Raw genomic sequence first — 23212 nt, 5'->3', positions numbered from 1 at the left:
TTTATTTTAGTATATTTTTTATATTTAAATTAAATGTATTTCCGTCTTTAAATGTATCAATTTTAATAACAATCTTATTTTTATCACAAAACTCTTTTACAATATTTAAACCTAAACCAAAGCCTTCACTTGAAGAATCTGATTGATAATATCTATCAAAAATTATAAGTAAATTTTTTGTATCAATTTTTTTACCCTTATTAAATATAGATAAAATATTATTCTCAAATGTAATCTCAACAATGGGATCTTCACTACTATTATATTTAATCGCATTTAAAATAAGATTGTCAATTGTTTTTTCAAAACCATTGATATCAGTTAAAAGCTTGATATTTGGAATACTTGATTTAATTATTACATCTTTTTTTATATCATCAAATTTATTTATTGAATTTGCAATTATCTCATCTAAAAAGCATTCTTGTTTATCAATTACATCTATTTCTTTTTTTATATCATATTCCATATCGTCATATAATTTTATAAGATTATTAGAAGCTTGTTTAATTCTATTAAGACGTTTTAAACTCTTTTCATCTTTTATACTTTTTTCTAAAAGCTGAGTATTCATTTTTATAGTTGAAACAGGAATATTTAACTCATGTATAGTTTCTTTTAAATTTTTTTGTAAGTTATCATCACTTGTAAATAAAGGCTTTAAAATACTTGATGTAAAACTAAGAAAAATACCTAGAGCTAAAAGTAACAAAGGAATAATTATATAAATAAAATTTTCTTGATTTAAACCAAAAAGAGAGATTAAAACATAATTAACATATAAAACTATTATTAGTGTGAAAATAAAAACAATTGAAATAGAAATTAGAAAATCTTTTTTCTTAGAATTCAACTTTGTACCCAATACCTTTAATATTTAAAACGGATTCTTTCCCTAAAAGTTTTTTCACTTGATTTATATAAACTCTAATAGAGCCTTCACTATAATCTTCATCAACATTCCATAATTTGGAAATAATCATTTCTTTTGTAACAATTGAGCCTCTATTTTCAATAAAAAGTTCTAAAAGTTCTGTAAGTTTTACAGGAAGATTTAAATCACAATTATTTTCAAAAACTCTTTTTGTATCAGGATTAAAAGTAAGCGTTGAATTTAATTCTACTATATCAAATTGTTTTTTATTTCTTTTTAGTAAAGCTTTTATTCTTAAAATCAATTCATCTAAATCAACAGGTTTTCTAATATAGTCATCACAACCATTTATAAAACCCTCTTTTAAAGTATCTTTATCTTTATATGATGTTAAAAATATAGAGGGTGTTTGGTCACCTGAATTACGTAGTTGCTTTAATAAATCTAAGCCATTGATTTTAGGAACATTAATATCAAAAATATACAAATCATAGTTTTTTTCATAGTTTAAATCTAAACACTCTTCACCATCACTTGCAATATCTACTTCAAAACCTTCATCTTCTAAAAAGTCTTCTAAAGTAGAAGCAAAAAGTTCATCATCTTCTAAAACCAATATATTAAACATATTTAATCTCTACTTGAAGTCGTTGTAGTTTTGTCTTAATGCCTCATAAGCAATAATAGAAACAGAGTTTGCAATATTTAAACTTCTAGCTTCATTTGTCATAGGAATTGTAATACAAGCCTCTTTACTTTTATCTAATATTTCTTGAGGAAGTCCAGCATCTTCACGTCCAAAATAGAAGTAATCACCTACTTCAAATTTTGCTTCAAAGTAGTTTTGAGTTGTTTTAGTAGTTGCAAAAAAATGTCTTGGAGAGAATGGATTCTTTTCCCAAAACTCTTCAATATTTTCATATTCTCTTACATCAAGTTCAAACCAGTAATCAAGCCCTGCTCTTCTTACTTCTTTTTCTGTAATATCACCAAAACCATAAGGTTTAATTAGATGTAAAGTACAATCCATTGCAAAAGCTAGTCTTCCTATAGTTCCAACATTTCCTGGCATTCGTGGTTCTAATAAAACTAAATTAAACATTATAAAATTACCGTCTTATTTCCATGAACAAATACTTTATCATCAAGTAACATATGTAGTGCATTTGATAATACAATTTTTTCTACATTTCGCCCTGCTTTTCTCATATCTTGCCAAGAATAAGAGTGATCAATATTTACAACATCTTGGAAAATAATTGGACCTTCATCCAAATCATTTGTAACGTAATGAGCAGTTGCTCCAATAATCTTAACACCTCTTTGATGTGCTTGTTTATATGGATTTGCTCCAATAAATGCAGGTAAAAATGAATGGTGAATATTTAAAACTTTTTTAGGGAATGTTACCACAAAATTTGGAGTTAATATTCTCATATATTTTGCTAAAACAATTAACTCTGGTTCATACTCATTGATTTTTTCAATTACTTTTTCTTCATGATCTTCTCTACTTAATCCCTCTGCACTTATACATGTAAATGGAATATCAAAGTTTTCAACTAGTGATCTTAAATCTTCATGGTTTGCAATGACCGCTTTAATATTTGCATTTAACTCACCATCAATATATCTAATAAGTAAATCACCTAAAACATGTGATTCTTTTGTAGCTAAAATAACTATATCTTTCTTAGATTTTTTGCTTAACTTTATTTCTGCATTTTGAGGTAAGACTTCTTTTAACTCTTTTAAAAGTATATTCTCTAAAACATTTCCTGATATTATTGATCTCATAAAGAATTTATTTGTCTCTTTGTCAACATATTCAGTATTTTGTTCTATATTTAAGTTATTTGCAAAAAGCACTTTTGAGATATTATATACTAAACCTTTTGCGTCTTCAGTATCTATTAAAAGTATGTATTCTTCCATGTTTGTCCTGTATTATTCTCATTAAAATTTTAAATGAATAATACCATTTTATAAATTAATAGTTTATTTCAAAAGCTAAGATAATGTTCGTTGAACTGCATCTTTCCAACCATCATAAAGAATTTCTCTTTTTTCTTCATCCATTGATGGTTCAAACTTTCTTTCAAGTTTCCAAGAATCAGAAAAACCTTCTTCATTAGGATAAAAACCTGCTTTCATACCTGCTAACCAAGCAACTCCTAGCGCTGTTGTTTCAAGTATTTCAGGTCTATCTACTGCCATTGCTAACATATCAGATAGAAATTGCATTGTATAATTAGATGAAGACATACCACCATCAATTCTTAAAACAGATTTTTTATTACTATTGCTTTTTTCAAAACTATTCCAATCATCAAACATAGCTTCAATTAAATCTCTTGTTTGATAAGCAACACTTTCTAATGCTGCCTTTGCAAATTCATTAGGACCAGAACCACGAGTTAAACCATAAATAGCACCTCTACATTCCATATCCCAATAAGGAGCACCTAGTCCTGTAAAAGCTGGTACTAAATAAAGCTGTTGATTTTCATCTGCATTAAGTGCCATTTCTTGTGCATTGCTTGCTTCTTCTATAATTTTTAGACCATCTCTAAGCCATTGAACAACTGCTCCTGCAATGAAAATAGAACCCTCTAATGCATATGTTGTTTTTCCATTCAACCTATATCCAATAGTTGTAAGTAGTCTATTTTTTGATACAACCATATTTTCTCCGAGATTAAGTATTGCAAAACAACCTGTACCATAAGTAGATTTTGCCATTCCTGGTTCAAAACAAGCTTGACCTACAAGTGCTGATTGTTGATCTCCTGCAACACCATTAATTGGTATTTCTTTACCAAAAAAATCTTTATGTACAGAAGCAAAATCATCTGCACAGTCTTTAACTTCAGGTAATATATTCATAGGAATATCTAACAAAGAACAAATCTCTTTATCCCATTCATTTGTTTTAATATTAAAAATCATAGTTCTAGCAGCATTAGTAGCATCTGTGACATGGTTTTGTTTATTACTTAGTTTCCAAATTAAAAAGGAATCAACTGTTCCAAATAATAAATCACCATTTAAGGCTTTTTGCTTAGCACCTTCAACATTTTCAAGAATCCATCGTAATTTCATTCCTGAAAAGTAAGGATCAAACAATAAACCAGTTTTTTCCATAATCATTTTTTCATGACCATCTTTTTTAAATTCATTACATTCTTTAGCTGTTCTTCTATCTTGCCATACAATTGCATTATAAACTGCTTCTCCTGTATGTTTATCCCAAACAACAGTTGTTTCTCTTTGATTAGTTATTCCTATAGATACAATATCTTCAATTGTAGCATTAGCTTCTTTTAATACATTCTTGCAAGAATTTATTACTGTTTGAAAAAGGTCATTAGGATTATGTTCAACCCATCCTGAATTTGGAAAGTATTGAGGAAATTCTTCTTGAGAAGTTGCTTCAATTTTCATTTCTTTATTAAATAGTATTGCTCTGCTTGAAGTTGTACCTTGATCTATTGCTAAAATGTATTTCATGATTGCCTACTTAAGTATATTAGTTTTGTTAGTTATTTAAATATAAGTATAGCAAAGTTGAGAAAAACTCTCAACTTTTACTATTTTTTAGTTTATTATTTTGTCCATGACTTAATTAATTTGTCATAAGAAATAGTTACTGGAGTTGGTTTCTCATTCGCTAATTTAGCTTTAGGAGAACCTGGTTGCTTTAACCAATACTCTGCATCACTCTCTTTATTTAATTTTGGTCCGATATCACCTTGTACACCAGCTCTTTCAAGTCTTTTAAGAACTTTTTCTTGTGCTAAACAAAGTGAATTTAAAGCTTCTTGCGCTGTTTTAGCTCCAGAAGAAGCATCACCTATATTTTGCCACCATAATTGTGCTAACTTTGGATAGTCAGGTACATTTGTTCCTGTTGGAGACCATTGCACTCTAGCAGGTGATCTATAGAATTCTACTAAACCACCAAGTTTTGGTGCTCTTTTCGTAAATGATTCATGATTAATTGTTGATTCTCTAATAAAAGTTAAACCAACATGCGATTTTTTTACATCAACTGTTTTTGATGTAACAAACTGTGCATATAACCATGCAGCTTGCGCATTTTTAACAGGAGTTGATTTCATTAAAGTCCAAGAACCAGCATCCTGATAACCAATTTTTGTTCCTTCTTCCCAATAAGCACCATGTGGAGATGGAGCCATTCTCCATTTTGGAGTACCATCTTCGTTTACAACTGCAATTTTTTCTTTTACCATATCAGCCGTAAATGCTGTATACCAGAACATTTGTTGAGCAATTTCACCTTGAGCAGGAACTGGTCCAGCTTCAGAGAATACCATACCAGAAGCACTAGGTGGTGCATATTTCTTTAACCATTCAGAGTATTTTTCAATTGCATAAACAGCTGCTGGCGAGTTTGTAGCTCCCCCTCTTTGAACACAAGACCCAACTGGTTGAGACTTATCGTTTACTCTAATTCCCCATTCATCAACTGGAAGACCATTAGGTTCACCTTTATCACCCATACCTGCCATTGACATCCATGCATCAGTAAATCTCCAACCTAAAGATGGATCTTTTTTACCATAATCCATATGTCCATAAACTTTTTTACCATCAATTTCTCTACCAGTAAAGAACTCTGCGATATCTTCATATGCTGACCAGTTTACAGGAACACCTAATTCATAACCATATTTAGCTTTAAAGTCAGCCATGTTTTTCTTATCTGTGAACCAATCGTATCTAAACCAATAAAGGTTAGCAAATTGTTGATCTGGTAACTGATATAACTTACCATCTGGACCAGTTGTAAAAGAAGTACCTATAAAGTCTTTTAAATCTAAATTAGGATTAGTAACACTTTTTCCTTCATTCGCCATCCAATCTGTTAAATCTCTAGCTTGCTTGTATCTCCAATGAGTTCCTATTAAATCTGAATCATTAATATATGCATCATATATATTTTGACCTGTTTGCATTTGTGTTTGCAATTTTTCAACAACATCACCTTCACCAATAATGTCATGAATAACTTTTATTCCTGTTAAATCAAAGAATGCTTTTGTTAATGTTTTACTTTCATAAACATGTGTTCCTATACCTTCAGATACAACTTTAATAGTCATCCCTTTATAAGGCATTGCAGCTTTTTCAAACCAATCCATTTCAGTTTTTTGTTCTGCTTTTGTAAGCGCAGAAGGTTGGAATTCTTCAATCCATTTACCCATATCTGCAGCACTTAAAGTACTTGCACTTAAACCTAACATTGCACCAAGAACCGATGTAGTAATTTTATTTTTAATTTTCATTTTTCTCTCCTTAAAAGTTAAATGTATTACAAATAGTTTTTATACCCAACGAAAAACCGCTAGAGCATAAATAAAACAAACAATCATTCCTCCATAAATTGGAGCACCAAATATTGCTAACCAGGCTAAACTAATAAATGCAGAACCTAATAGACTAAGAAAAAGTCGGTCACCAGGAGTAGTTTCAATTCTTAATATCCCTACTCTTGGAGCTTGAGGCCATTTAATTGCCCAAACTATCATACCCATCAAAGCTACAAAAATACAAATGAAAAACGTAGCTGTTCCACTTGTCCATGCCATCCATGATAAATCCATATTAAACCTCCTTAAACTCGTCCAAGAGATAGACCCTTGGCAATATGATTACGAACAAAATATATAACAATAGCACCAGGAATAAGTGTAAGTACACCAGCTGCTGCTAGTACACCCCAATCAACTCCTGAAGCAGATACAGTTTTTGTCATTGTTGCTGCAATTGATTTTGCATTAACTGATGTTAATGTTCTACTAAGTAATAATTCTACCCAAGAAAACATAAAACAGAAAAATGCTGCAACTCCAATACCAGACGCAATCAATGGAGTGAAAATCTTTGTAAAAAATCCAAAGAAACTAAAACCATCAATATACGCAGTTTCATCTATCTCTTTTGGTACACCACGCATAAAGCCTTCCAATATCCAAACAGATAATGGTACATTAAATAATGTATGAGCTAAAGCCACCGCTATATGTGTATCAAATAAACCAACACTTGAATAAAGTTGAAAAAATGGCAGCGCAAATACAGCAGGTGGTGCCATTCTGTTAGTTAATAACCAAAAGAATAAATGTTTATCTCCTAAAAACTTATATCTAGAAAATGCATAAGCTGCAGGTAAAGCAACTGCTATAGATATTATTGTATTAAGAACAACATATGTCATTGAGTTTATATATCCCCAATACCAAGAGGGATCTGTAAAGATTATAATATAATTATCAAATGTAAAGTTATTAGGAAAAAGTGAAAAAGTTCCTAATATTTCTTCATTTGTTTTAAAACTCATATTTATTAACCAATAAACTGGCAACATTAAAAATATTATATAAATCAGCATAATCATAGGTGATTTACTTGAGAAAAAACCTGTTTTTATTTTTGAATTATTCATCTTAATTCTCCTGCTTATCAATATTTGTCATGATTGTAAAAAATGCCCAAGATGTCAATAATATAACTAGGAAGTATATTAATGAAAATGCAGCAGCTGGTCCTAAATCGAATTGTCCTATTGCCATCTTTACTAAATCAATAGAAAGAAAAGTTGTAGCATTTCCTGGACCACCACCTGTTACAACCATTGGTTCTGTATAAATCATGAAACTATCCATAAATCTTAACAATGTAGCAATTAATAAAACACCCATCATTTTAGGAAGTTGTATATATCTAAATACATTCCAATTAGATGCTTGATCAATTTTCGCTGCTTGATAATAGGCTGAAGGAATTGACTGTAAACCAGCATAACAAAGTAGTACAACAAGTGATGTCCAGTGCCATACGTCCATAACAATAATAGTAATCCATGCATCTAACACATTTTGAGTATAATTATATTCAATACCAAAAGAAGCTAGTGTATGTCCTAATAGTCCAATATCAGTTCTTCCAAAAATTTGCCAAATTGTACCAACAACATTCCAAGGTACTAAAAGTGGTAAAGCAACTAAAATTAAACAAGCTGATGCCCAAAAACCTTTTTTTGGCATATGTAGAGCTATAAATATTCCCAAAGGAATCTCAATTAATAAAATAATTGTTGTAAATAATACTTGTCGCCCTAAAGCATCATGAATTCTTTCAGAATGTAGAATTTCTTCAAACCATTCTAATCCAACAGCAAAGAACTGATTATTTCCAAAAGTATCTTGTACTGAATAATTCACAACTGTCATTAAAGGAATAACTGCAGAAAAACCTACAAGCAACAATACAGGTAATACTAAAAACCATGCTTTTTGATTTACTGTTTTTTTCATAGTAACTCTCCTTCTACTAACCAATCATTAACATAAACATTTACACCTTCTAATTTAAATTTTATACTATTCATAGTTGGAGTAATTTTTACATCTTCAGGAACAATAATATTTACTTTTCTATTATTATATTTTGCTCTTACAATTTTATGATGAGCAACATCCTCAATACGACTAATTTCTATTTTTATACCTTCTCCATCTTCACATAATTCAATAAATTCGGGTCTTATTCCTAGTTCAATTTTTCCTTGTAAAGATTTATAAGTAGAGTTAAGATTTACTTCATAGCCTTGAAGGTTAGCAATATTACCCGTAACTTTTGCTTCAAAAACATTCATACCTGGAGAGCCAATAAAGTATCCAACAAAAGTATGTGCAGGTTTTTCAAATAATTCTTCAGGAGTACCTATTTGTAATACATGTCCTCCATTCATAACAACAACTTTATCTGCAAAAGTTAAAGCTTCAGTTTGATCATGTGTTACAAAAATCATTGTATGTTTTAATTCTTTATGTAAGGCTTTAAGTTGTGTTCTTAATTCCCATTTCATATGAGGGTCAATTACAGTTAAAGGTTCATCAAAAAGAATAGCATTTACATCTTCTCGAACCATTCCACGACCTAATGATATTTTCTGTTTAGCATCTGCACTTAAGCCTCTTGCTTTTTTATCTAAAATATCTTCAACTTGAATTGCTCTTGCAATTGAACCTACTCTTTGATCAATATATTGATTATTTGCTCCTCTATTTTTTAAAGGAAATTCTAAATTTTCTCGAACTGTCATTGTGTCGTATACTACAGGAAATTGAAAAACTTGTGCAATATTTCTATTTGTAGTATCTGCAAAAGTCACATCCTTGTCATCAAATAAAATACTTCCCTCAGAAGGTGTTAAAATTCCTGAGATAATATTTAATAAAGTAGATTTACCACAACCAGAAGGTCCTAAAAGTGCATATGCTGCTCCATCATCCCATTCATGATTTAGAGGTTGAAGTACATAGTCTTCTTTATTTTTTGGATTTTTCATATAACTATGAGCTAAATTTGAAAGAGTTATTTTTGCCATTTTTTTCTCCTTCTATCTTTCTTGCACATAAGATGCTGTTTCAATAAGTTCACCATCTGTTGCAAAAATAAAAATATGACGTGTATCTAAATACACGGATAAATTACTATTATATTCTAAATCATGAACACCATGAACTAAACCTATCCAATTATCATCATCATGATGCATATGTAAAAAAGTTTCTGAACCTGTAATTTCTGTCACATCTAAATGTGTTGAAAACTTAATTGCATTACCTGCATGCTTATTAAGTTCTAAATGATTTGGTCTAAAACCAGCTAAGTACTTTCCATCTGATAATCTTTTTAAAACATCAGTTGCAGGAGCTTTTTCATTATTTCCATAATAAATATAATCACCCTCTTTTCTTATATCTAAAAAGTTCATTGATGGATTAGAAAAAACTTTTGCAGTAGTTGCATTATTAGGAGTATGATAAACTTTTGCTGTTTCATCAAACTGAGTAATTCTTCCTTCCCATAATGTTGCAACATTACCACCTAATAATAATGCTTCTTCTGGTTCTGTTGTCGCATATACAAAAATTGCACCTGATTCTTCAAACATTTTTGGAATTTCTTCTCTTAGTTCTTCTCTTAATTTATAATCAAGGTTTGCTAAGGGTTCATCTAATAATACAAGACCAGAACCTTTTACAAGTGATCTAGCTAATGCACATCTTTGTTGTTGACCACCAGAAAGTTCATTTGGTTTTCTATCCAACATATTCTCTAGCCTCATTAATTTAGCTGTTTTTTTAACCTCTTCATCAATGAATCTCTCATCTTTTTTCATAATTCTAAGAGGAGCAGCGATATTATCATATACACTCATTGAAGGATAGTTAATAAACTGTTGATAAACCATTGCAATTTTTCTATCCTGAACTCTCATTCCTGTAACGTCTTTACCTTCCCAAAAAATTTTGCCTTTTGTAGGAACATCAAGACCTGCCATAATTCTCATTAATGTAGTTTTACCAGATAATGTACGACCTAATAACACATTCATCGTACCTTTTTTAAGTGTTATATTAATGTCATATATATGTTTTTGTCCATCTACACTCATAGATATATTTTTTAGTTCTAAGGACATTAACTTTACTCCTTTTAAATTTTATAAATTGTATACTTATAAAGATCACATACATACAATTTATATATTTATGTCATAACATTATAATGTTGTTAATATAGTGACGTATAGATTTTTAAATTAACCTTAAATTTAATGTCCTTTACTACGAATTATAGTTTTCTTTTGTCAAATTAAAACGTAACATTAAAATAGCATCCCCATTTTAAGGCCCCTTAGAGATTTAAACTTATAAAGTGTTTAAAAAAAATCAAGAGATAAAATTGAAATTAAAAACTCTATTTGATGCTTTTTCTTCTAATTTATTCAGTATATATTTCAGTTTAAGATTCTTTTTATAGATATAACCTTATAATGACTGACATAACATTATAACCTTATAATAAGAGGAAAAAAAAATGAGTAATGAACAATTTGATATTATAATTATTGGTGGTGGAGCAACAGGAAGTGGTATTGCATTAGATGCTGCATCAAGAGGATTTAAAACATTATTATTAGAGAAAAATGATTTTTCAGAAGGTACAAGTTCAAGAAGTACAAAAATGGTTCATGGTGGTGTACGTTATTTAGAAGCTGCTGTCAAAAAACTAGATAAAGATCAGTTTAATTTGGTGAAGGAAGGTCTTAAAGAAAGATCAAGACTTTTAAAAAATGCTCCTCATTTATGTACAAGATTAACATTAGTTACTCCTTTATATAAATGGTGGGAAATACCTTATATGTTTACAGGATTATTCTTATATGATTTTATTTCCGGGAAAAGAGGATTAGGAAGAACATCTGTAGTATCTAAAAATGATATGATTAATACCTTTCCTACCATAAAAAAGAAAGGATTAGTTGGAGGAATTAAATACTATGATGGTAGTTTCAATGATTCTAGATTAAATATAACACTACTGCAAACAGCAGAAAAATATGGTGCAATTTGTAAAAACTATAGTGAAGTTAAATCTTTCATATATACAAATGATAAAATTTCTGGATTAGAGATGGAAGATAAAATTACAGGAAAGACTTATACTTATAATTCAACATCTATTATAAACGCTACAGGAGCTTTTTCTGATAAAGTTAGGAAAATGGATGATAAAGAAGCTGCAAAAATGCTAGATTTAAGTTCTGGAGTTCATATTGTATTAGATAAAAAATATCTTCCATCAAACGAAGGATTAATGATACCAAAAACGCAAGATGGTCGAGTTCTTTTTATTTTGCCATGGATGGGAAAATGTTTAGTTGGAACAACTGATGAAAAAACAATTTTAAGCGAACACCCAGAAGTTTCACAAAAAGATTTAGACTATATTTTAGAACATTTAGAAATATATTTTGATTTAAAGATTGATAAAAGCGAAATATTATCTTCATGGTCTGGAATAAGACCTTTAGTCTCTGCACCTAAAAGTAGTTCTACAAAAAGTATTGTAAGAGATCATATTATAACAAGTTCAAATTCTGGTCTTATCAGTATTATTGGAGGAAAATGGACAACATATAGAAAAATGGCAGAAGAAGTAGTTGACTATACTATTAATAAATTTAATTTGTCAGATATTAAATGTAAAACTAAAGAACTAAAATTAATTGGAAGCGAGATACAAAGTGAAAATTTAAAAATTGACTTTGTTGAAAAAGATATCAAAGAATATCTAATTAAAATGTATGGTGATAAAGCATTACTAGTAGCACAAAGTACAAATAAAATTCAAAAACTACATCCTAAATATTGCTTAACTAATGCAGAAGTTTTATATTCTATAAAATATGAATTTGTAAAAAAACCTCTAGATTTTTTAGTTAGAAGAACTTCATTATCTCTTATTGATAAAAAAGCTTCAATTGAAATTTTAGAAGAAGTATTAACAATTCTAAAAGACGCATTATCTTGGGATGAAGAAACTTTAGATAATGAACGACTAGAAGCATTATCAATTTTAAATAAAGATATATAACGTTATAATATTATATTAAGTACACTTTAAAAGTCTATGATGTATTATAATTAATAATAATTCTAAATTAAAGGATCCTACAGTTTGTTTGCTAAAAATGGAATACCACTTTATCTTCAACTAAAAGAAAAAATTTTAGAAGACATAAAGTTAAATTATAAAGTTAATGATATTATTCCTACTGAAGGTAAACTAGAAGAAAAATATAAGCTAAGTAGAATTACTGTTAGAAAAGCTATAGAAGAGTTAGAAAAAGATAATATAGTTATCAAAAAGCAAGGTAAAGGTACTTTTGTTAAAGAGCAAAAAATTCTTTATGATGCAAACTCTATTGGTTCTCTAACACAAAGACTTTCAAAACAAAAGCACTTGCTAACTACTAAATCAATTTCATTTGAAATAATAGAAGAAAGAGAAGAACATTTTGTGAAAGACATGTTATCTTGTAAGAAATTGTTATGTATAAAAAGAACAAGATTACTAGATGAAGTACCTTTTGCATTAATGTTTAATTATTTTGATGTTAATACTGTACCAGATATTGATAAAAAAATGAATCTTGAATCTTTATATGCTTTCTTAAAAAAAGAATATAATATTGAATTCCATAATGCTGAAGAAATTGTTGAAGCAATGATTGCAAATGATGATGATGCAAAAAAACTAAATATTGAAAAAGGTTCACCTTTATTATCTTTAAAAAGACTTTCTTATAATCAAAAGAATGAACCTATAGAATATTCAAATCTTATAATTAGAGGAGATATGTATAAACATAAAATTATCTTATCTAATGACAAGTTATCAAATATATAAGAGAGGAGTTAACAATTGTTTAATAAAAATGGAATTCCGTTATATATACAGCTTAGAAATAAATTAGAAAAAGATATAAGAGAAAACTACAGTCCTAAAGATTTAATACCCACTGAACTAAAACTAGAAGAAATATACAAAGTTAGTAGAATAACTATAAGAAAAGCCATTGAAGAGCTAGAAAAAGATAATATTGTTATAAAAAAACAAGGAAAAGGTACCTTTGTTAAAGAACAAAAAATTCTTTATGATGCAAACTCTATTGGCTCTTTAACTCAAAGACTATCAAAACAAAATCATAAATTAACAACTGAATCAATTGAATTTGAAATAATAAAAGAAGATCATTATGTTAAACAATTAATAAACTGCGAAACTCTTTTATGTATCAAAAGACAAAGATATTTAGATAATAAACCCTTTGCGTTAATGCTTAATTATTTAGATATTAAAAAAGTTCCTAATTTAAAAGAAAGATTTAATATAGAATCTTTATATACATTTTTAAAAGATGAATATTCAATTGAATTTTATAATGCAGAAGAAACAGTAGAAGCTAAAGATGCTTCTAAAGAAGAAGCTAAAAAACTAGGTATTAAAGAAAATGCTTCATTACTATCTTTACACAGATTATCTTTTGATAAGAATAATATACCAGTTGAATATTCTGATATTGTAATTAAAGCTGATATGTATAAACATAAAATAATTCTATCAAATGATAAAATGTCTAATATTTAAAGCTACAAAAAATCTAAGATGAATACTATACAAAGTATTCATCTTGATTTCTCTACTAAAATTAAACCATATGTGAAAGTTTTTCTCTGTATTGCTCTAAGTTAAACTCTTTAACTCTAGCAACTCCAGTTTCTACTGCAGCATTTGCAACAGCAGCTGATACTTCAACCATTAATCTTTTATCAAATGGAGTTGGAATAATATACTCTTTTCCATAAGATAAATCTCCAAATAATACTTTTAATTCAGGATATAAAGGTTGTTTAGCTAAACTTGCAATTGCTTTTGCAGCTGCTATTTTCATTTCCATATTAATTTTTTTAGTTTGAACATCTAAAGCACCTCTAAAAATAAAAGGGAAACCTAATACATTATTTACTTGATTTGGGAAATCTGATCTTCCAGTACCTATAATTGCTTTAGGTTTAACTTCTCTTACTTCTTCAGGGAAAAGTTCAGGTGTAGGATTTGCTAAAGTAAATACAATTGGCTCTTCTGCCATTAAAGCAATAAGCTCTTTAGTAAAACTTCCAGGTTTTGATAATCCTAAAACCATGTCAGCATCTGTAAATGCTTCTTCCATAGTTGTAGCTTCAGAAGTTACAAAATCTTGTTTATATTTATTTAAATCACTTCTTCCAGAATGTACTACACCTTTTGAATCACACATGATTAGGTTTTTAATACCTGCACCTTTGTACATAGTTGAACATGCTACTGCTGATGCACCAGCACCTACAACTACAACTTTCATGTCTTCAAGTTTTTTACCCATCATTTCAGCAGCATTCATAAGTGCAGCTGTTGTAATAATTGCCGTTCCGTGTTGGTCATCATGCATAACAGGAATATCAAGTTCTTCAATTAGTCTTCTTTCAATTTCAAAACACTCAGGAGCTTTTATATCTTCTAAGTTAATTCCACCAAAAGTAGGAGAAATAGCTTTTACTATTTCACAAAATTTATCAACATCAGTTTCATCAACTTCAATATCAAAAGAATCAACTGCAGCAAACTTTTTGAATAATACAGCTTTTCCTTCCATTACAGGTTTTGAAGCTATTGCTCCAATATTACCAAGACCTAAAACAGCTGTTCCGTTTGAAATAACTGCAACTAAGTTTCTTTTTGAAGTATATTCATAAGCTAATTCTGGATCAGCTTGTATTTCTTCACATGGAAATGCAACACCTGGAGAATATGCTAAAGATAAATCTCTTTGCGATTCTAATCTTGTAGTTGCTTTAATAGCAACTTTTCCAGGTGTTGGTACCCTATGATAATCTAATGCTTCATTTTTTGTAACTTTATTACTCATTATAATCCTTTAAATTTCTGCTAATTTTCTAAGTGCACAAATAGTAACAAAAAGAAACTTAAATAAAATAAAAAAATAGATTTTATCATCAATAAAGCATCTTTTAAGCTATTTATGTAAAATTTATGTAATCAAAAAACATTAGTTTATTTTTTTAATCTATACTTAATATATTAAGATTTCTAAAATGTAATAATTTTTTTTAAAAGTATTGATAATTAGGCTTTGTATATTAAAAAATATAATTTTTACTTATATTATTTTTTTGTAAATATAAGATATTTATAATATGGATTTTTTGAATAAAATATTTATAATTTAATAATTCCTGCAAATCTTCCAGTTTTAGAGTTTTTTCTGTAAGAATAATGTACTTTACTTGTACATTTTGTACAAATATTAGAAATAGTGATATTTTCAACTCCATTCTTTAGCAAAATTGATTTATTAATGCCTTGTAAATCAATGTTTCTTCCCTTTATAAATTCTTTTCCAAATGATGTTTTTACAATATTTACTAACTCAGGGCTTACTTCATAACAACATTGTTGAATACTTGGACCCATAATAGCTTTTATATTTTCAGCATTACAAGAAAACTCTTTTTTCATTTTATTTATTGCAACTTCAACAATCTTTAAAAAAGTTGAGTTTCTTCCTGCATGAAGTGCAGCTATTACACCTTTCTTTTCATCATGTAGAAGTATTGGAATACAATCAGCGACCATTACCATTAATGGTAAATTTTTTTCATTTGTGATTAAGCCATCACAATCATCAATAATTTTAGGAGTACTTGAGTTTACAATTTGAACATTATTACCGTGAGTTTGATTCATTGAAACTAAATCATTTGAATTATATCCCAATCTTTTAGCAAGTTTATTTCTATTTTTATCAACATTCTCTTTGATATCTCCCACATGATAAGCTAAATTACCATCATCAGTGTTTGTAAAAGTACATATAAAATCATTCATATAAAAGCCTATTTAAAAAGTAAATTTTGATATAATACCATTTTTTAAAAGGGATTGTAATGAATAGATTTGATGAAGCATCAAAAACATGGGATAAAAAACAATCAAGTATGGAAAGTTCAGATACTTGTGTTAAAGACCTACTCTCAAAAATAGATTTAAAAGAAGATGCAAATATCTTAGATTATGGATGTGGTACAGGTTTTATATCTTTTGCTTTAAATAATCAAACAAATAATGTTATTGGGATGGATTATTCTGATGGGATGGTTGAAATATTTAATAAAAAAGCTTTAGAATTTGACTGTGAAAATATAAAAGCAATCAAACACAATATGAATGAAGAAGAACTACCAAAGAATAGTTTTGATTTAGTAATTTCATCAATGACAATGCATCATATCAAAGATACAAAGATGTTTCTAAGAAAATGTAAAGATGCAATAAAAACTGATGGAACTATATGTATAAATGATTTATATGAAGAAGATGGAACTTTTCATGCAAAACACAAAAATGATGGTGTTGAACATTTTGGTTATGAAAAAAATAGCTTATTAGAACTAATAGAAGAATTAGGACTTAAACTTATTTCTTATGAATTAATATATACACATTATAGAAATGAAAAAGAATATCCTCTATTTAATTTAATAGTAAAAAAATAAAAGGAAAAACATTGGAAAAATTTGTAATCTTTGGAAATCCAGTAGCTCACTCAAAATCCCCACAAATGCAAAATGCAGGATTTAAAGCACTTAATTATGATGGGTATTATGATAAACATCATTTAGAAGATGGAAGTAGTATAAAAGAAGAGTTTATAAAAAACTCATATGAAGGTGCAAATATTACAGTTCCACACAAAGAACATGCCTTTGCAAATGCAGATGAAGTAAGAGGAATAGCAAAGAAAATACAAGCTGTAAATACCTATATAAATGAAAATGGAAAAGTAATTGCTTATAATACTGATGCACCTGGATTTTTAAAAGCAATAGAATCATTTGGTGAAATAAAATCAGTTTTATTACTAGGAGCTGGTGGTACTGCTAAAGCCATTGCTCTTGCCTTACAAGAAAAAAATATTGAGGTAACAGTTTTAAATAGAAGCGAAGGAAAACTAGAGTTTTTTAAAAATGAAAATATCACTTCATACTCTTGGGATAACTTTGAAATAAAAGAGTTTGATTTAGTTGTAAACTCTACAAGCGCAGGACTTAAAGATGATTATTTACCTTGTGATAAAAAGCTTTTAGAAGATGTATTTAGAACAGCAAAATATGCTTTTGATTGCGTTTATGGAAAAATCACACCCTTTTTAGCTCTTGCAAAAGAAAATGGTCTTGAAATAAAAGACGGAGAGGATATGCTTCTTTATCAAGGGGTTTTAGCCTTTGAATATTTTACAAAACAAAAAGTTGATAATACTATTTCAGAAGCTATGAGAAAGGGATTAAAAGATAATTAAATTATTGTTAATACCTAGATTTAATACCTTGATTTTATTACAAAAATACACTGAATAAAAGATGTTAATATTCTTCATCTAACTCATAGCAAGAATTTAGTAATATATCTAAAATTTTAAAGAACAAAAAGTAAAAAAGGATTATTAATTTTGAAAAAGAATAATAATATTAAAAAGATATCTAACTACGCTGTAGTTGGCGGATTAGGTGCTATTTTAGTTTCAGGTTTAGTTGGTTGTGAAGATAAATCTAATAACCAACAAGGTTTTGGACAAAGTGATGCATTTGCGAATGCAAGTCAAAAACAAGCTGCATTTGTTATTATTGAACAATCTGCAAATGGACAATATGCAATTGTAGATGAGTTTCCATCTTCTAAAACTACTATTGTTTTAAGAAAACCTGATGGGACTGAAAAGATTTTAACAAAAGCAGAAATCGATGCCCTTGTAAAAGAAGAAGAGCGAAAAATTGATAATGGAACTTCAGGTCTTACAAATCCAAATTCTGCAGAAGCTAGTGCGGGAATGGGTCTTGGTGGAGTTTTAATGTCTTCAATTGCAGGAGCAATGTTAGGTTCATATATTGGTAATAAATTATTTGGAAATCAAAATTACCAAAATCAAAGAAAAGCACAATATAAATCTCCTTCAACTTATTCTAAATCAAAAAGTTCATTTAGTAAAGCTAATAGTTCCGCTTCTAAATCTTCATCATCTAGTAAAAAAAGTGGATTCTTTGGAAATAAATCTTCTTCAAGTTCTAAGTCTAGATCTTCATTTTTTGGTGGTTAAGAAATGAAACTAGAAAAATTACAACCCTTAACAGATAAATATTTAGAATCAATTGGTTTTGTATGGCATACGGATGAAGATAATTCTTCATACATAGCAGACGAAGTTGTAGTTGTAAATGAAAATGAAGCAAACGCTTATTATGAAGCTTGTAACGAATTATATGACATGTTTTGTGAAGCTGGTGAACATGTAATTGAAAATGATTTATTTCATGAAATAAATATTCCTTTTAATTTAGTTGAAACAATCAAAGAATCTTGGGAAAATGATGTTCATTGGCATTTATATTCAAGATTTGATTTAGCAGGTGGACTTGATGGAGCACCTATTAAACTAATTGAGTTTAATGCAGATACACCTACTTCTCTTTTTGAAACAGCTATTATTCAATGGGCACTTTTAAAAGCAAATGGATTAGATGAAGCTAGTCAATTTAATAATCTTTATGATGCATTAAAAGACAACTTCAAAAGAATTATTACTTTAGATTCTGATATTGAAAAGTTTGATGAGTATTATAATGACTTAGGTTGGAAAATACTATTTTCATCAATTTCAAGCTCGGCTGAAGATGAAAATACTACTAAACTTTTACAACATATTGCTAATGAAGCTGGGTTTAATACTGATTTTGAATTTATTGATAAAGTTGGGTTTAACGATGAAGGTATTTTCAAAGACGAAGAAAGCTTTGAGTTTTGGTTTAAATTAATTCCTTGGGAAGATATTGCTATTGATGAAAGTGAACTTGCACTTGTTTTAGCAGATATTATAAAAGAGAAGAAAGCGATTATTTTTAATCCTGCGTATACTTTAATGTTTCAATCAAAAGGGTTTATGAAAATTCTTTGGGATTTATACCCAAATCACCCTCTTTTACTTGAAACTTCATTTGAACCATTAGATGGTAAAAAACAAGTTGAGAAAAGATGTTTTGGACGAGAAGGTGCTAATACTAAAATCATAAATGAAGATGGAAGTATTGATGTACAAACAGAAGGTGAATACGAAGGTCATAAAGCAATTTATCAAGAGTATGTAGAATTAAATACTGATAGTAATGGTGTAACATACCAAGCTGGTGTATTTTATGCTTATGAGGCTTGTGCTTTAGGATTTAGACGAGGTGAGAAAATTTTAGATAATATGTCTAAATTTGTAGGACATATTGTGAAAGAAGATCAAGCGCTTCTTACTTGATCTAATAGTAACTCAAAACATAATTCTAATACTTTTAGATTTTTTAAAAGTAACATAGGATTATGTTTTAGAACTTTTATATCTTCTTTTTTATTTTTACCTATTTCTACATTTCTTATATCAATTTCACCATCAAGTAATACAAGCTCAAACCTTGCTTTATCATTTGAAAAACTCAATGAAATTGGAATATAGTAATCTTTACCATCCTCACCTAAAAGCCAAGATGAACCTTTTTGAACACTTACATTTGGTAAAGGTGCGTTAAAAGTGATTTCATCAACTATTTGTTTTGAAAAGATGATTTCTTTTAAGGTTTGAGGGTTAATCAACTCTTTATTAAGATTTTTCTTTACTCTTTTGTACATAATCTTCCATAAAAAAGAGTTAGTTTTTTTCGTTGAATCCAAATGAAATAATGCTTCTTCATCTAAATAATATATTTTATTCATAAGTTTTTATATACTCTTTCATCATAGAAAAATCTACACTATCTTCTATTTTAATATCTAAATCCATTAAATACAAATTTTCAATATTAAAAGTTTCTAGTTTTACTAAATCTTTTCCTGTTGTAATTATTTGATAATCTTTATACTTTTCTTTTACTTCATTTATCTCATCATTTGTAAAAGTATGATGATCAGCAAAAGCTAAAAGTTGCGTATTTTTTGGTAAAAATTCTAGTAACCTTTTTGGTTTCGAAATTGCAGTTAAAACTACAAGTTTATCTTTTAAAATAGCTTCCTTATCATCTTTTTTAATTGTAATAATCCTATTGAAATCAACACCTTCTTTTAACTCTAAATCAGCATAAGCATATAAACCTTTAGGTTCTCTATATCCACCACTAGGTAAGCAATAAAAATTTGTAGGTTCATTTTTAGGACGAAGTAAAATGTTAAATTTCTTAATATTATATTTTGAAAAGCCATCATCTAGAAATACAATTTTACAACCAAGCTCTTTTGCTTTTTTGATAGCTTCAATTCTATTTTCACTTACTATTACACTAGAGTTTTTTAAAGACTTAGCTAATAGCATTGCTTCATCTCCACTAATACTTATATCTTCTAAGATCTGTCCTTCTTTGGATATTACATATAAGCCTTTTGAAGCTCTACCAAATCCACGTAAAATTACACATGACTTTTCATATGAGCTTGCTAATTTAATTGCAATTGGTGTTTTACCACTTCCACCTACAATAATATTTCCAATAGAAATAACAGGAATCCCAAAATCTACTTCTTTTGCAAAAGTACGTTTTAGTAAAATAACAAGCATATAAATAAATGTTAAAGGTAATAAAAGATAAGCAATAATTTGCTGTAAAGTATTTGGAAAGAAGAGATAATCTTCAATCCACAAGTATAGTTTTTGTTTCAAAACTAAATTAAATCCATTCAGAAGCTACATCAATAACTTGATCACAAACATAGTTAACTTCTTCATCTGTTAAACTTGCATATATTGGCAATGAAAGTATTTGCTGATAGTTATTTAAAGCATTTGAAAAGGCTGTAATTTTAATAGAATACTTTGTTTTATAATAAGATAAAAGATGTAAAGGAATATAATTAAGTCCAGTTGCAACTCCTCGCTCTTTTAAAGCTCTTGCAAAGGCATCTCTATTTCTTGAAACTTTTATAATTAGTTGTGTAAAAATATGTTCATCTTTGTAAGAAGGAATTGTAATGTGTTTAACACCTGTTAATCTTTTTTCGTAAAGTTTAGCTATTTCTTTTCTTCTTTTAATAAACTTTTCTGTTTTATTAAGTTGTGCTAAGGCATAAGCAGCATCAAGTTCTGATAAGTCATATTTATGTCCAATATCAACAACATCATATACATAATCTAAGTTTCCATAGCTATCATAAGTAGTTGTTAGGGCATGTGTTCTTAAAAGTTTTGCTCTATTTGCTATATCTTCATTATTTGTAATAATCACACCAGATCTTGAAATTGCATATTTACTATTAGATGGATTAGTTGAGAAAATAGTCATATCTGCTCTTAAATTCCCTACTCTTTTCCCTTTATACATAACACCAAGTGCAGATCTACAGTCTTCTATTAATATAATTCCATATTTTTCTGCAATATCATAAATTCTATCTAAATCAGGAGTTTGACCACCAACAAAAGTGATAATTGCACCTCTTAGTTTTTTCGATTTATTTTCAGCCAAAGCTTTTTCAAACTTATCAACATCAATATTCATATCTTCCATATTAATATCAATAAATATAGGCTCCGCATCAAAGTGTCTTACAACTTCTGGTAAATTTACAAAAGAGTTAACAGACATTAAAATCTTGTCACCTCTTTTTAGTTTTATTGCACTTAAAGCAAGATGTATTGCTGAAGTTGATGTTGAAGTAGCAACAGCATACTTAGAGCCTATGAATTTTGTCATATTTTCTTCAAACTCTATAGCTTTTGATAAATCATCTTTTGATTCTAATACACTTCTTATTTGCGTTAATTCTTCATTATCCAAAGATGCTTTATAAATAGCAATATCTCTTTTCATTCCCTAGCTCCACTTAATATTTGCAATAGTCGGTAATTTACCTTTAAAAGCATTTGATTTTATTCTATATTCTAGCATATCAATTAGTTTTTCTTCAAAACCTAAAGATATTAATTCATTTTTGTCTTTATTTTCATCTACAAGTAATTTTAGTACTTCATCCATTTGAGCATAAGAATATCCAAGTTCATCTTCATCGCTTTGCCCCTCCCATAAATCAGCACTAGGAGCTTTTGTTACAATAGAATCAACAACACCTAAAACCTTTGCAAATTCAAACTCATCGCTTTTATACATTTGACCAATAGGATTAATAGCACAAGCAGTATCTCCAAAAATTGTTCCATATCCTAATAATATTTCACTTTTATTTGAAGTTCCAACTACTAATGATCTTTCACGTGATGATACATCATATAATACTGACATTCTCATTCTTGCAGAAAAGTTACCAATTCTTAATTTATCTTCATCCATATTGTTAATAAAAGATTCCACCATAGGCGCAATTGAAATAATTTCGTATTTTATATCAAATTTTTCGCAAAGTTCAATTGCGTGATCGCTTGAACTTTGAGATGAAAACTGAGATGGCATTAACACACAGTTTAAGTTATCTCCAAAAGCTTCTTTACAAAGTATAGCAACAATAGCTGAATCTAGTCCACCTGATAATCCTACTGTAACTTTTTCTAAACCTGTTTTTTCTACTTCATCTTTTAAAAAATTTATTAATTGAGTTTTTACATTTTGCCAATTTATCATTTATAATCCTTTATATAATTATTATATCTCATCTTTTTTTGTTTTTTCATAAATTTCATCTAAATAACTTGATGTAATAGACGATATATTCTCTTTTCTACCATATAATTGTTTTATAATATCCACCAGCTCTTCTTCTTGAAAATATTCAAGATAGTTAGGATTTATATCAATTATCTCATTATCATTAACTTTCATTAATTCTTTTATTTCTGCTATTAATTCTTCTTTTACCAAT

The 23212-nt window shown here is 28.4% G+C and carries 25 protein-coding genes; 7 read left to right on the top strand and 18 right to left on the bottom strand.

Translation table 11 applies throughout. The features are described from left to right. Nucleotide 1: 1 nt before the first annotated feature. From D3Z07_RS02255 to D3Z07_RS02205, 11 genes are all read right to left on the bottom strand, one after another. Entirely contained in the window at nt 2–865 is an 864-nt protein-coding gene (locus D3Z07_RS02255; protein ID WP_228200569.1) for a sensor histidine kinase, read from the bottom strand. After that, nucleotides 843–1502 carry a response regulator transcription factor gene (locus tag D3Z07_RS02250; protein WP_076086785.1) on the bottom strand — a complete coding sequence of 220 codons (660 nt, stop codon included), beginning with the start codon at nt 1500–1502 and terminating at the stop codon, nt 843–845. The genes D3Z07_RS02255 and D3Z07_RS02250 overlap by 23 nt, the downstream gene beginning before the upstream one ends. 9 nt (nt 1503–1511) lie before the next feature. Continuing rightward, nucleotides 1512–1976: a tRNA (cytidine(34)-2'-O)-methyltransferase gene (locus D3Z07_RS02245; protein ID WP_076086788.1), complete on the bottom strand. Its 465-nt coding sequence runs from the start codon at nt 1974–1976 to the stop codon at nt 1512–1514. Further along, the gene (gene purU / locus D3Z07_RS02240; protein WP_076086791.1) at nt 1976–2809 is read right to left on the bottom strand and encodes a formyltetrahydrofolate deformylase; all 834 of its coding nucleotides are present in this window, start codon (nt 2807–2809) and stop codon (nt 1976–1978) included. The genes D3Z07_RS02245 and purU overlap by 1 nt, the downstream gene beginning before the upstream one ends. A gap of 75 nt (nt 2810–2884) precedes the next feature. Then, entirely contained in the window at nt 2885–4384 is a 1500-nt protein-coding gene (glpK, locus tag D3Z07_RS02235; protein ID WP_076086794.1) for a glycerol kinase GlpK, read from the bottom strand. A gap of 95 nt (nt 4385–4479) precedes the next feature. Beyond that, the gene (locus tag D3Z07_RS02230) at nt 4480–6183 is read right to left on the bottom strand and encodes an ABC transporter substrate-binding protein (protein ID WP_122892968.1); all 1704 of its coding nucleotides are present in this window, start codon (nt 6181–6183) and stop codon (nt 4480–4482) included. Nucleotides 6184–6222: 39 nt separating this feature from the next. Continuing rightward, nucleotides 6223–6501, bottom strand: a complete 279-nt coding sequence (locus tag D3Z07_RS02225; protein WP_076086801.1) for a DUF2160 domain-containing protein — start codon at nt 6499–6501, stop codon at nt 6223–6225. Between the two features lie 11 nt (nt 6502–6512). Next, the gene (locus tag D3Z07_RS02220) at nt 6513–7343 is read right to left on the bottom strand and encodes a carbohydrate ABC transporter permease (RefSeq protein ID WP_076086804.1); all 831 of its coding nucleotides are present in this window, start codon (nt 7341–7343) and stop codon (nt 6513–6515) included. Between the two features lies 1 nt (nt 7344). After that, nucleotides 7345–8214, bottom strand: a complete 870-nt coding sequence (locus D3Z07_RS02215) for a carbohydrate ABC transporter permease (RefSeq protein ID WP_122892966.1) — start codon at nt 8212–8214, stop codon at nt 7345–7347. Continuing rightward, the gene (locus tag D3Z07_RS02210; RefSeq protein ID WP_076086810.1) at nt 8211–9290 is read right to left on the bottom strand and encodes an ABC transporter ATP-binding protein; all 1080 of its coding nucleotides are present in this window, start codon (nt 9288–9290) and stop codon (nt 8211–8213) included. Before D3Z07_RS02210 ends, D3Z07_RS02215 begins: the two co-directional genes overlap by 4 nt. A 12-nt stretch (nt 9291–9302) precedes the next feature. Next, complete coding sequence (locus tag D3Z07_RS02205) at nt 9303–10391, bottom strand: ABC transporter ATP-binding protein (RefSeq protein WP_122892965.1); 1089 nt, start codon at nt 10389–10391, stop codon at nt 9303–9305. Between the two features lie 398 nt (nt 10392–10789). Between D3Z07_RS02205 and D3Z07_RS02200 the strand changes: the two genes are divergently transcribed. The 3 genes from D3Z07_RS02200 to D3Z07_RS02190 all read left to right on the top strand — a co-directional run bounded on the left by D3Z07_RS02200 (nt 10790) and on the right by D3Z07_RS02190 (nt 13906). Beyond that, nucleotides 10790–12349 (top strand): glycerol-3-phosphate dehydrogenase/oxidase, encoded by a 1560-nt coding sequence (locus D3Z07_RS02200; protein ID WP_076086816.1) that lies wholly within the window; start codon nt 10790–10792, stop codon nt 12347–12349. A gap of 84 nt (nt 12350–12433) precedes the next feature. Next, on the top strand, nt 12434–13165 hold the full coding sequence (locus tag D3Z07_RS02195; protein WP_122892964.1) for a GntR family transcriptional regulator: 732 nt from the start codon (nt 12434–12436) through the stop codon (nt 13163–13165). Between the two features lie 15 nt (nt 13166–13180). Beyond that, entirely contained in the window at nt 13181–13906 is a 726-nt protein-coding gene (locus D3Z07_RS02190; protein WP_076086822.1) for a GntR family transcriptional regulator, read from the top strand. A 61-nt stretch (nt 13907–13967) separates the two neighbouring features. Here D3Z07_RS02190 and D3Z07_RS02185 read toward each other — a convergent pair whose 3' ends face one another. Both D3Z07_RS02185 and pgeF read right to left on the bottom strand, forming a co-directional pair. Further along, nucleotides 13968–15224: a malic enzyme-like NAD(P)-binding protein gene (locus tag D3Z07_RS02185; protein ID WP_122892963.1), complete on the bottom strand. Its 1257-nt coding sequence runs from the start codon at nt 15222–15224 to the stop codon at nt 13968–13970. A 311-nt stretch (nt 15225–15535) separates the two neighbouring features. Beyond that, nucleotides 15536–16204 (bottom strand): peptidoglycan editing factor PgeF, encoded by a 669-nt coding sequence (gene pgeF, locus D3Z07_RS02180; RefSeq protein ID WP_122892962.1) that lies wholly within the window; start codon nt 16202–16204, stop codon nt 15536–15538. Nucleotides 16205–16263: 59 nt separating this feature from the next. On the opposite strand from pgeF, the gene D3Z07_RS02175 reads away from it, so the two are divergent. The 4 genes from D3Z07_RS02175 to D3Z07_RS02160 all read left to right on the top strand — a co-directional run bounded on the left by D3Z07_RS02175 (nt 16264) and on the right by D3Z07_RS02160 (nt 19673). Further along, nucleotides 16264–16872: a class I SAM-dependent methyltransferase gene (locus D3Z07_RS02175; protein WP_122892960.1), complete on the top strand. Its 609-nt coding sequence runs from the start codon at nt 16264–16266 to the stop codon at nt 16870–16872. A gap of 11 nt (nt 16873–16883) precedes the next feature. Beyond that, on the top strand, nt 16884–17675 hold the full coding sequence (locus D3Z07_RS02170) for a shikimate dehydrogenase (RefSeq protein ID WP_122892959.1): 792 nt from the start codon (nt 16884–16886) through the stop codon (nt 17673–17675). A gap of 150 nt (nt 17676–17825) precedes the next feature. After that, nucleotides 17826–18470 (top strand): UPF0323 family lipoprotein, encoded by a 645-nt coding sequence (locus D3Z07_RS02165; protein ID WP_122892957.1) that lies wholly within the window; start codon nt 17826–17828, stop codon nt 18468–18470. 3 nt (nt 18471–18473) lie between these two features. Beyond that, nucleotides 18474–19673 (top strand): glutathionylspermidine synthase family protein, encoded by a 1200-nt coding sequence (locus D3Z07_RS02160; protein ID WP_122892956.1) that lies wholly within the window; start codon nt 18474–18476, stop codon nt 19671–19673. Here D3Z07_RS02160 and D3Z07_RS02155 read toward each other — a convergent pair. From D3Z07_RS02155 to D3Z07_RS02135, 5 genes are read right to left on the bottom strand one after another with little or no spacing between them, the layout of a single operon-like run. Beyond that, nucleotides 19655–20125 (bottom strand): hypothetical protein, encoded by a 471-nt coding sequence (locus D3Z07_RS02155; protein WP_076086855.1) that lies wholly within the window; start codon nt 20123–20125, stop codon nt 19655–19657. The two genes, D3Z07_RS02160 and D3Z07_RS02155, sit on opposite strands and share 19 nt — an antisense overlap. Next, nucleotides 20118–21062, bottom strand: coding sequence for a tetraacyldisaccharide 4'-kinase (locus D3Z07_RS02150; protein ID WP_122892955.1), 945 nt, complete (start codon nt 21060–21062; stop codon nt 20118–20120). The genes D3Z07_RS02155 and D3Z07_RS02150 overlap by 8 nt, the downstream gene beginning before the upstream one ends. 7 nt (nt 21063–21069) lie before the next feature. Beyond that, on the bottom strand, nt 21070–22209 hold the full coding sequence (locus D3Z07_RS02145) for a DegT/DnrJ/EryC1/StrS family aminotransferase (protein WP_076086861.1): 1140 nt from the start codon (nt 22207–22209) through the stop codon (nt 21070–21072). Between the two features lie 3 nt (nt 22210–22212). Next, complete coding sequence (locus D3Z07_RS02140; RefSeq protein ID WP_122892954.1) at nt 22213–22974, bottom strand: NAD+ synthase; 762 nt, start codon at nt 22972–22974, stop codon at nt 22213–22215. A gap of 21 nt (nt 22975–22995) precedes the next feature. After that, a complete protein-coding gene (locus D3Z07_RS02135) occupies nt 22996–23211 on the bottom strand; it encodes a hypothetical protein (protein WP_076086867.1) in 216 nt (71 codons plus the stop codon). Between the last annotated feature and the right edge of the window lies 1 nt (nt 23212).

Origin of the sequence: Arcobacter peruensis (genome assembly GCF_003711085.1) — a bacterium.
GTDB lineage: Bacteria > Campylobacterota > Campylobacteria > Campylobacterales > Arcobacteraceae > Poseidonibacter > Poseidonibacter parvus.
Note: the sequence above shows the minus strand (reverse complement) of the source record. Positions and strands in the feature narration are given on the sequence as shown.

Excerpts from the sequence above, each read along its gene's own strand:
- D3Z07_RS02250 (WP_076086785.1), bottom strand. The coding sequence starts at position 1,502 with ATGTTTAATATATTGGTTTTAGAAGATGATGAACTTTTTGCTTCTACT.
- D3Z07_RS02245 (WP_076086788.1), bottom strand. The coding sequence starts at position 1,976 with ATGTTTAATTTAGTTTTATTAGAACCACGAATGCCAGGAAATGTTGGA.
- purU (WP_076086791.1), bottom strand. The coding sequence starts at position 2,809 with ATGGAAGAATACATACTTTTAATAGATACTGAAGACGCAAAAGGTTTA.
- glpK (WP_076086794.1), bottom strand. The coding sequence starts at position 4,384 with ATGAAATACATTTTAGCAATAGATCAAGGTACAACTTCAAGCAGAGCA.
- D3Z07_RS02230 (WP_122892968.1), bottom strand. The coding sequence starts at position 6,183 with ATGAAAATTAAAAATAAAATTACTACATCGGTTCTTGGTGCAATGTTA.
- D3Z07_RS02225 (WP_076086801.1), bottom strand. The coding sequence starts at position 6,501 with ATGGATTTATCATGGATGGCATGGACAAGTGGAACAGCTACGTTTTTC.
- D3Z07_RS02220 (WP_076086804.1), bottom strand. The coding sequence starts at position 7,343 with ATGAATAATTCAAAAATAAAAACAGGTTTTTTCTCAAGTAAATCACCT.
- D3Z07_RS02215 (WP_122892966.1), bottom strand. The coding sequence starts at position 8,214 with ATGAAAAAAACAGTAAATCAAAAAGCATGGTTTTTAGTATTACCTGTA.
- D3Z07_RS02210 (WP_076086810.1), bottom strand. The coding sequence starts at position 9,290 with ATGGCAAAAATAACTCTTTCAAATTTAGCTCATAGTTATATGAAAAAT.
- D3Z07_RS02205 (WP_122892965.1), bottom strand. The coding sequence starts at position 10,391 with ATGTCCTTAGAACTAAAAAATATATCTATGAGTGTAGATGGACAAAAA.
- D3Z07_RS02200 (WP_076086816.1), top strand. The coding sequence starts at position 10,790 with ATGAGTAATGAACAATTTGATATTATAATTATTGGTGGTGGAGCAACA.
- D3Z07_RS02185 (WP_122892963.1), bottom strand. The coding sequence starts at position 15,224 with ATGAGTAATAAAGTTACAAAAAATGAAGCATTAGATTATCATAGGGTA.
- pgeF (WP_122892962.1), bottom strand. The coding sequence starts at position 16,204 with ATGAATGATTTTATATGTACTTTTACAAACACTGATGATGGTAATTTA.
- D3Z07_RS02175 (WP_122892960.1), top strand. The coding sequence starts at position 16,264 with ATGAATAGATTTGATGAAGCATCAAAAACATGGGATAAAAAACAATCA.
- D3Z07_RS02160 (WP_122892956.1), top strand. The coding sequence starts at position 18,474 with ATGAAACTAGAAAAATTACAACCCTTAACAGATAAATATTTAGAATCA.
- D3Z07_RS02155 (WP_076086855.1), bottom strand. The coding sequence starts at position 20,125 with ATGAATAAAATATATTATTTAGATGAAGAAGCATTATTTCATTTGGAT.
- D3Z07_RS02145 (WP_076086861.1), bottom strand. The coding sequence starts at position 22,209 with ATGAAAAGAGATATTGCTATTTATAAAGCATCTTTGGATAATGAAGAA.
- D3Z07_RS02140 (WP_122892954.1), bottom strand. The coding sequence starts at position 22,974 with ATGATAAATTGGCAAAATGTAAAAACTCAATTAATAAATTTTTTAAAA.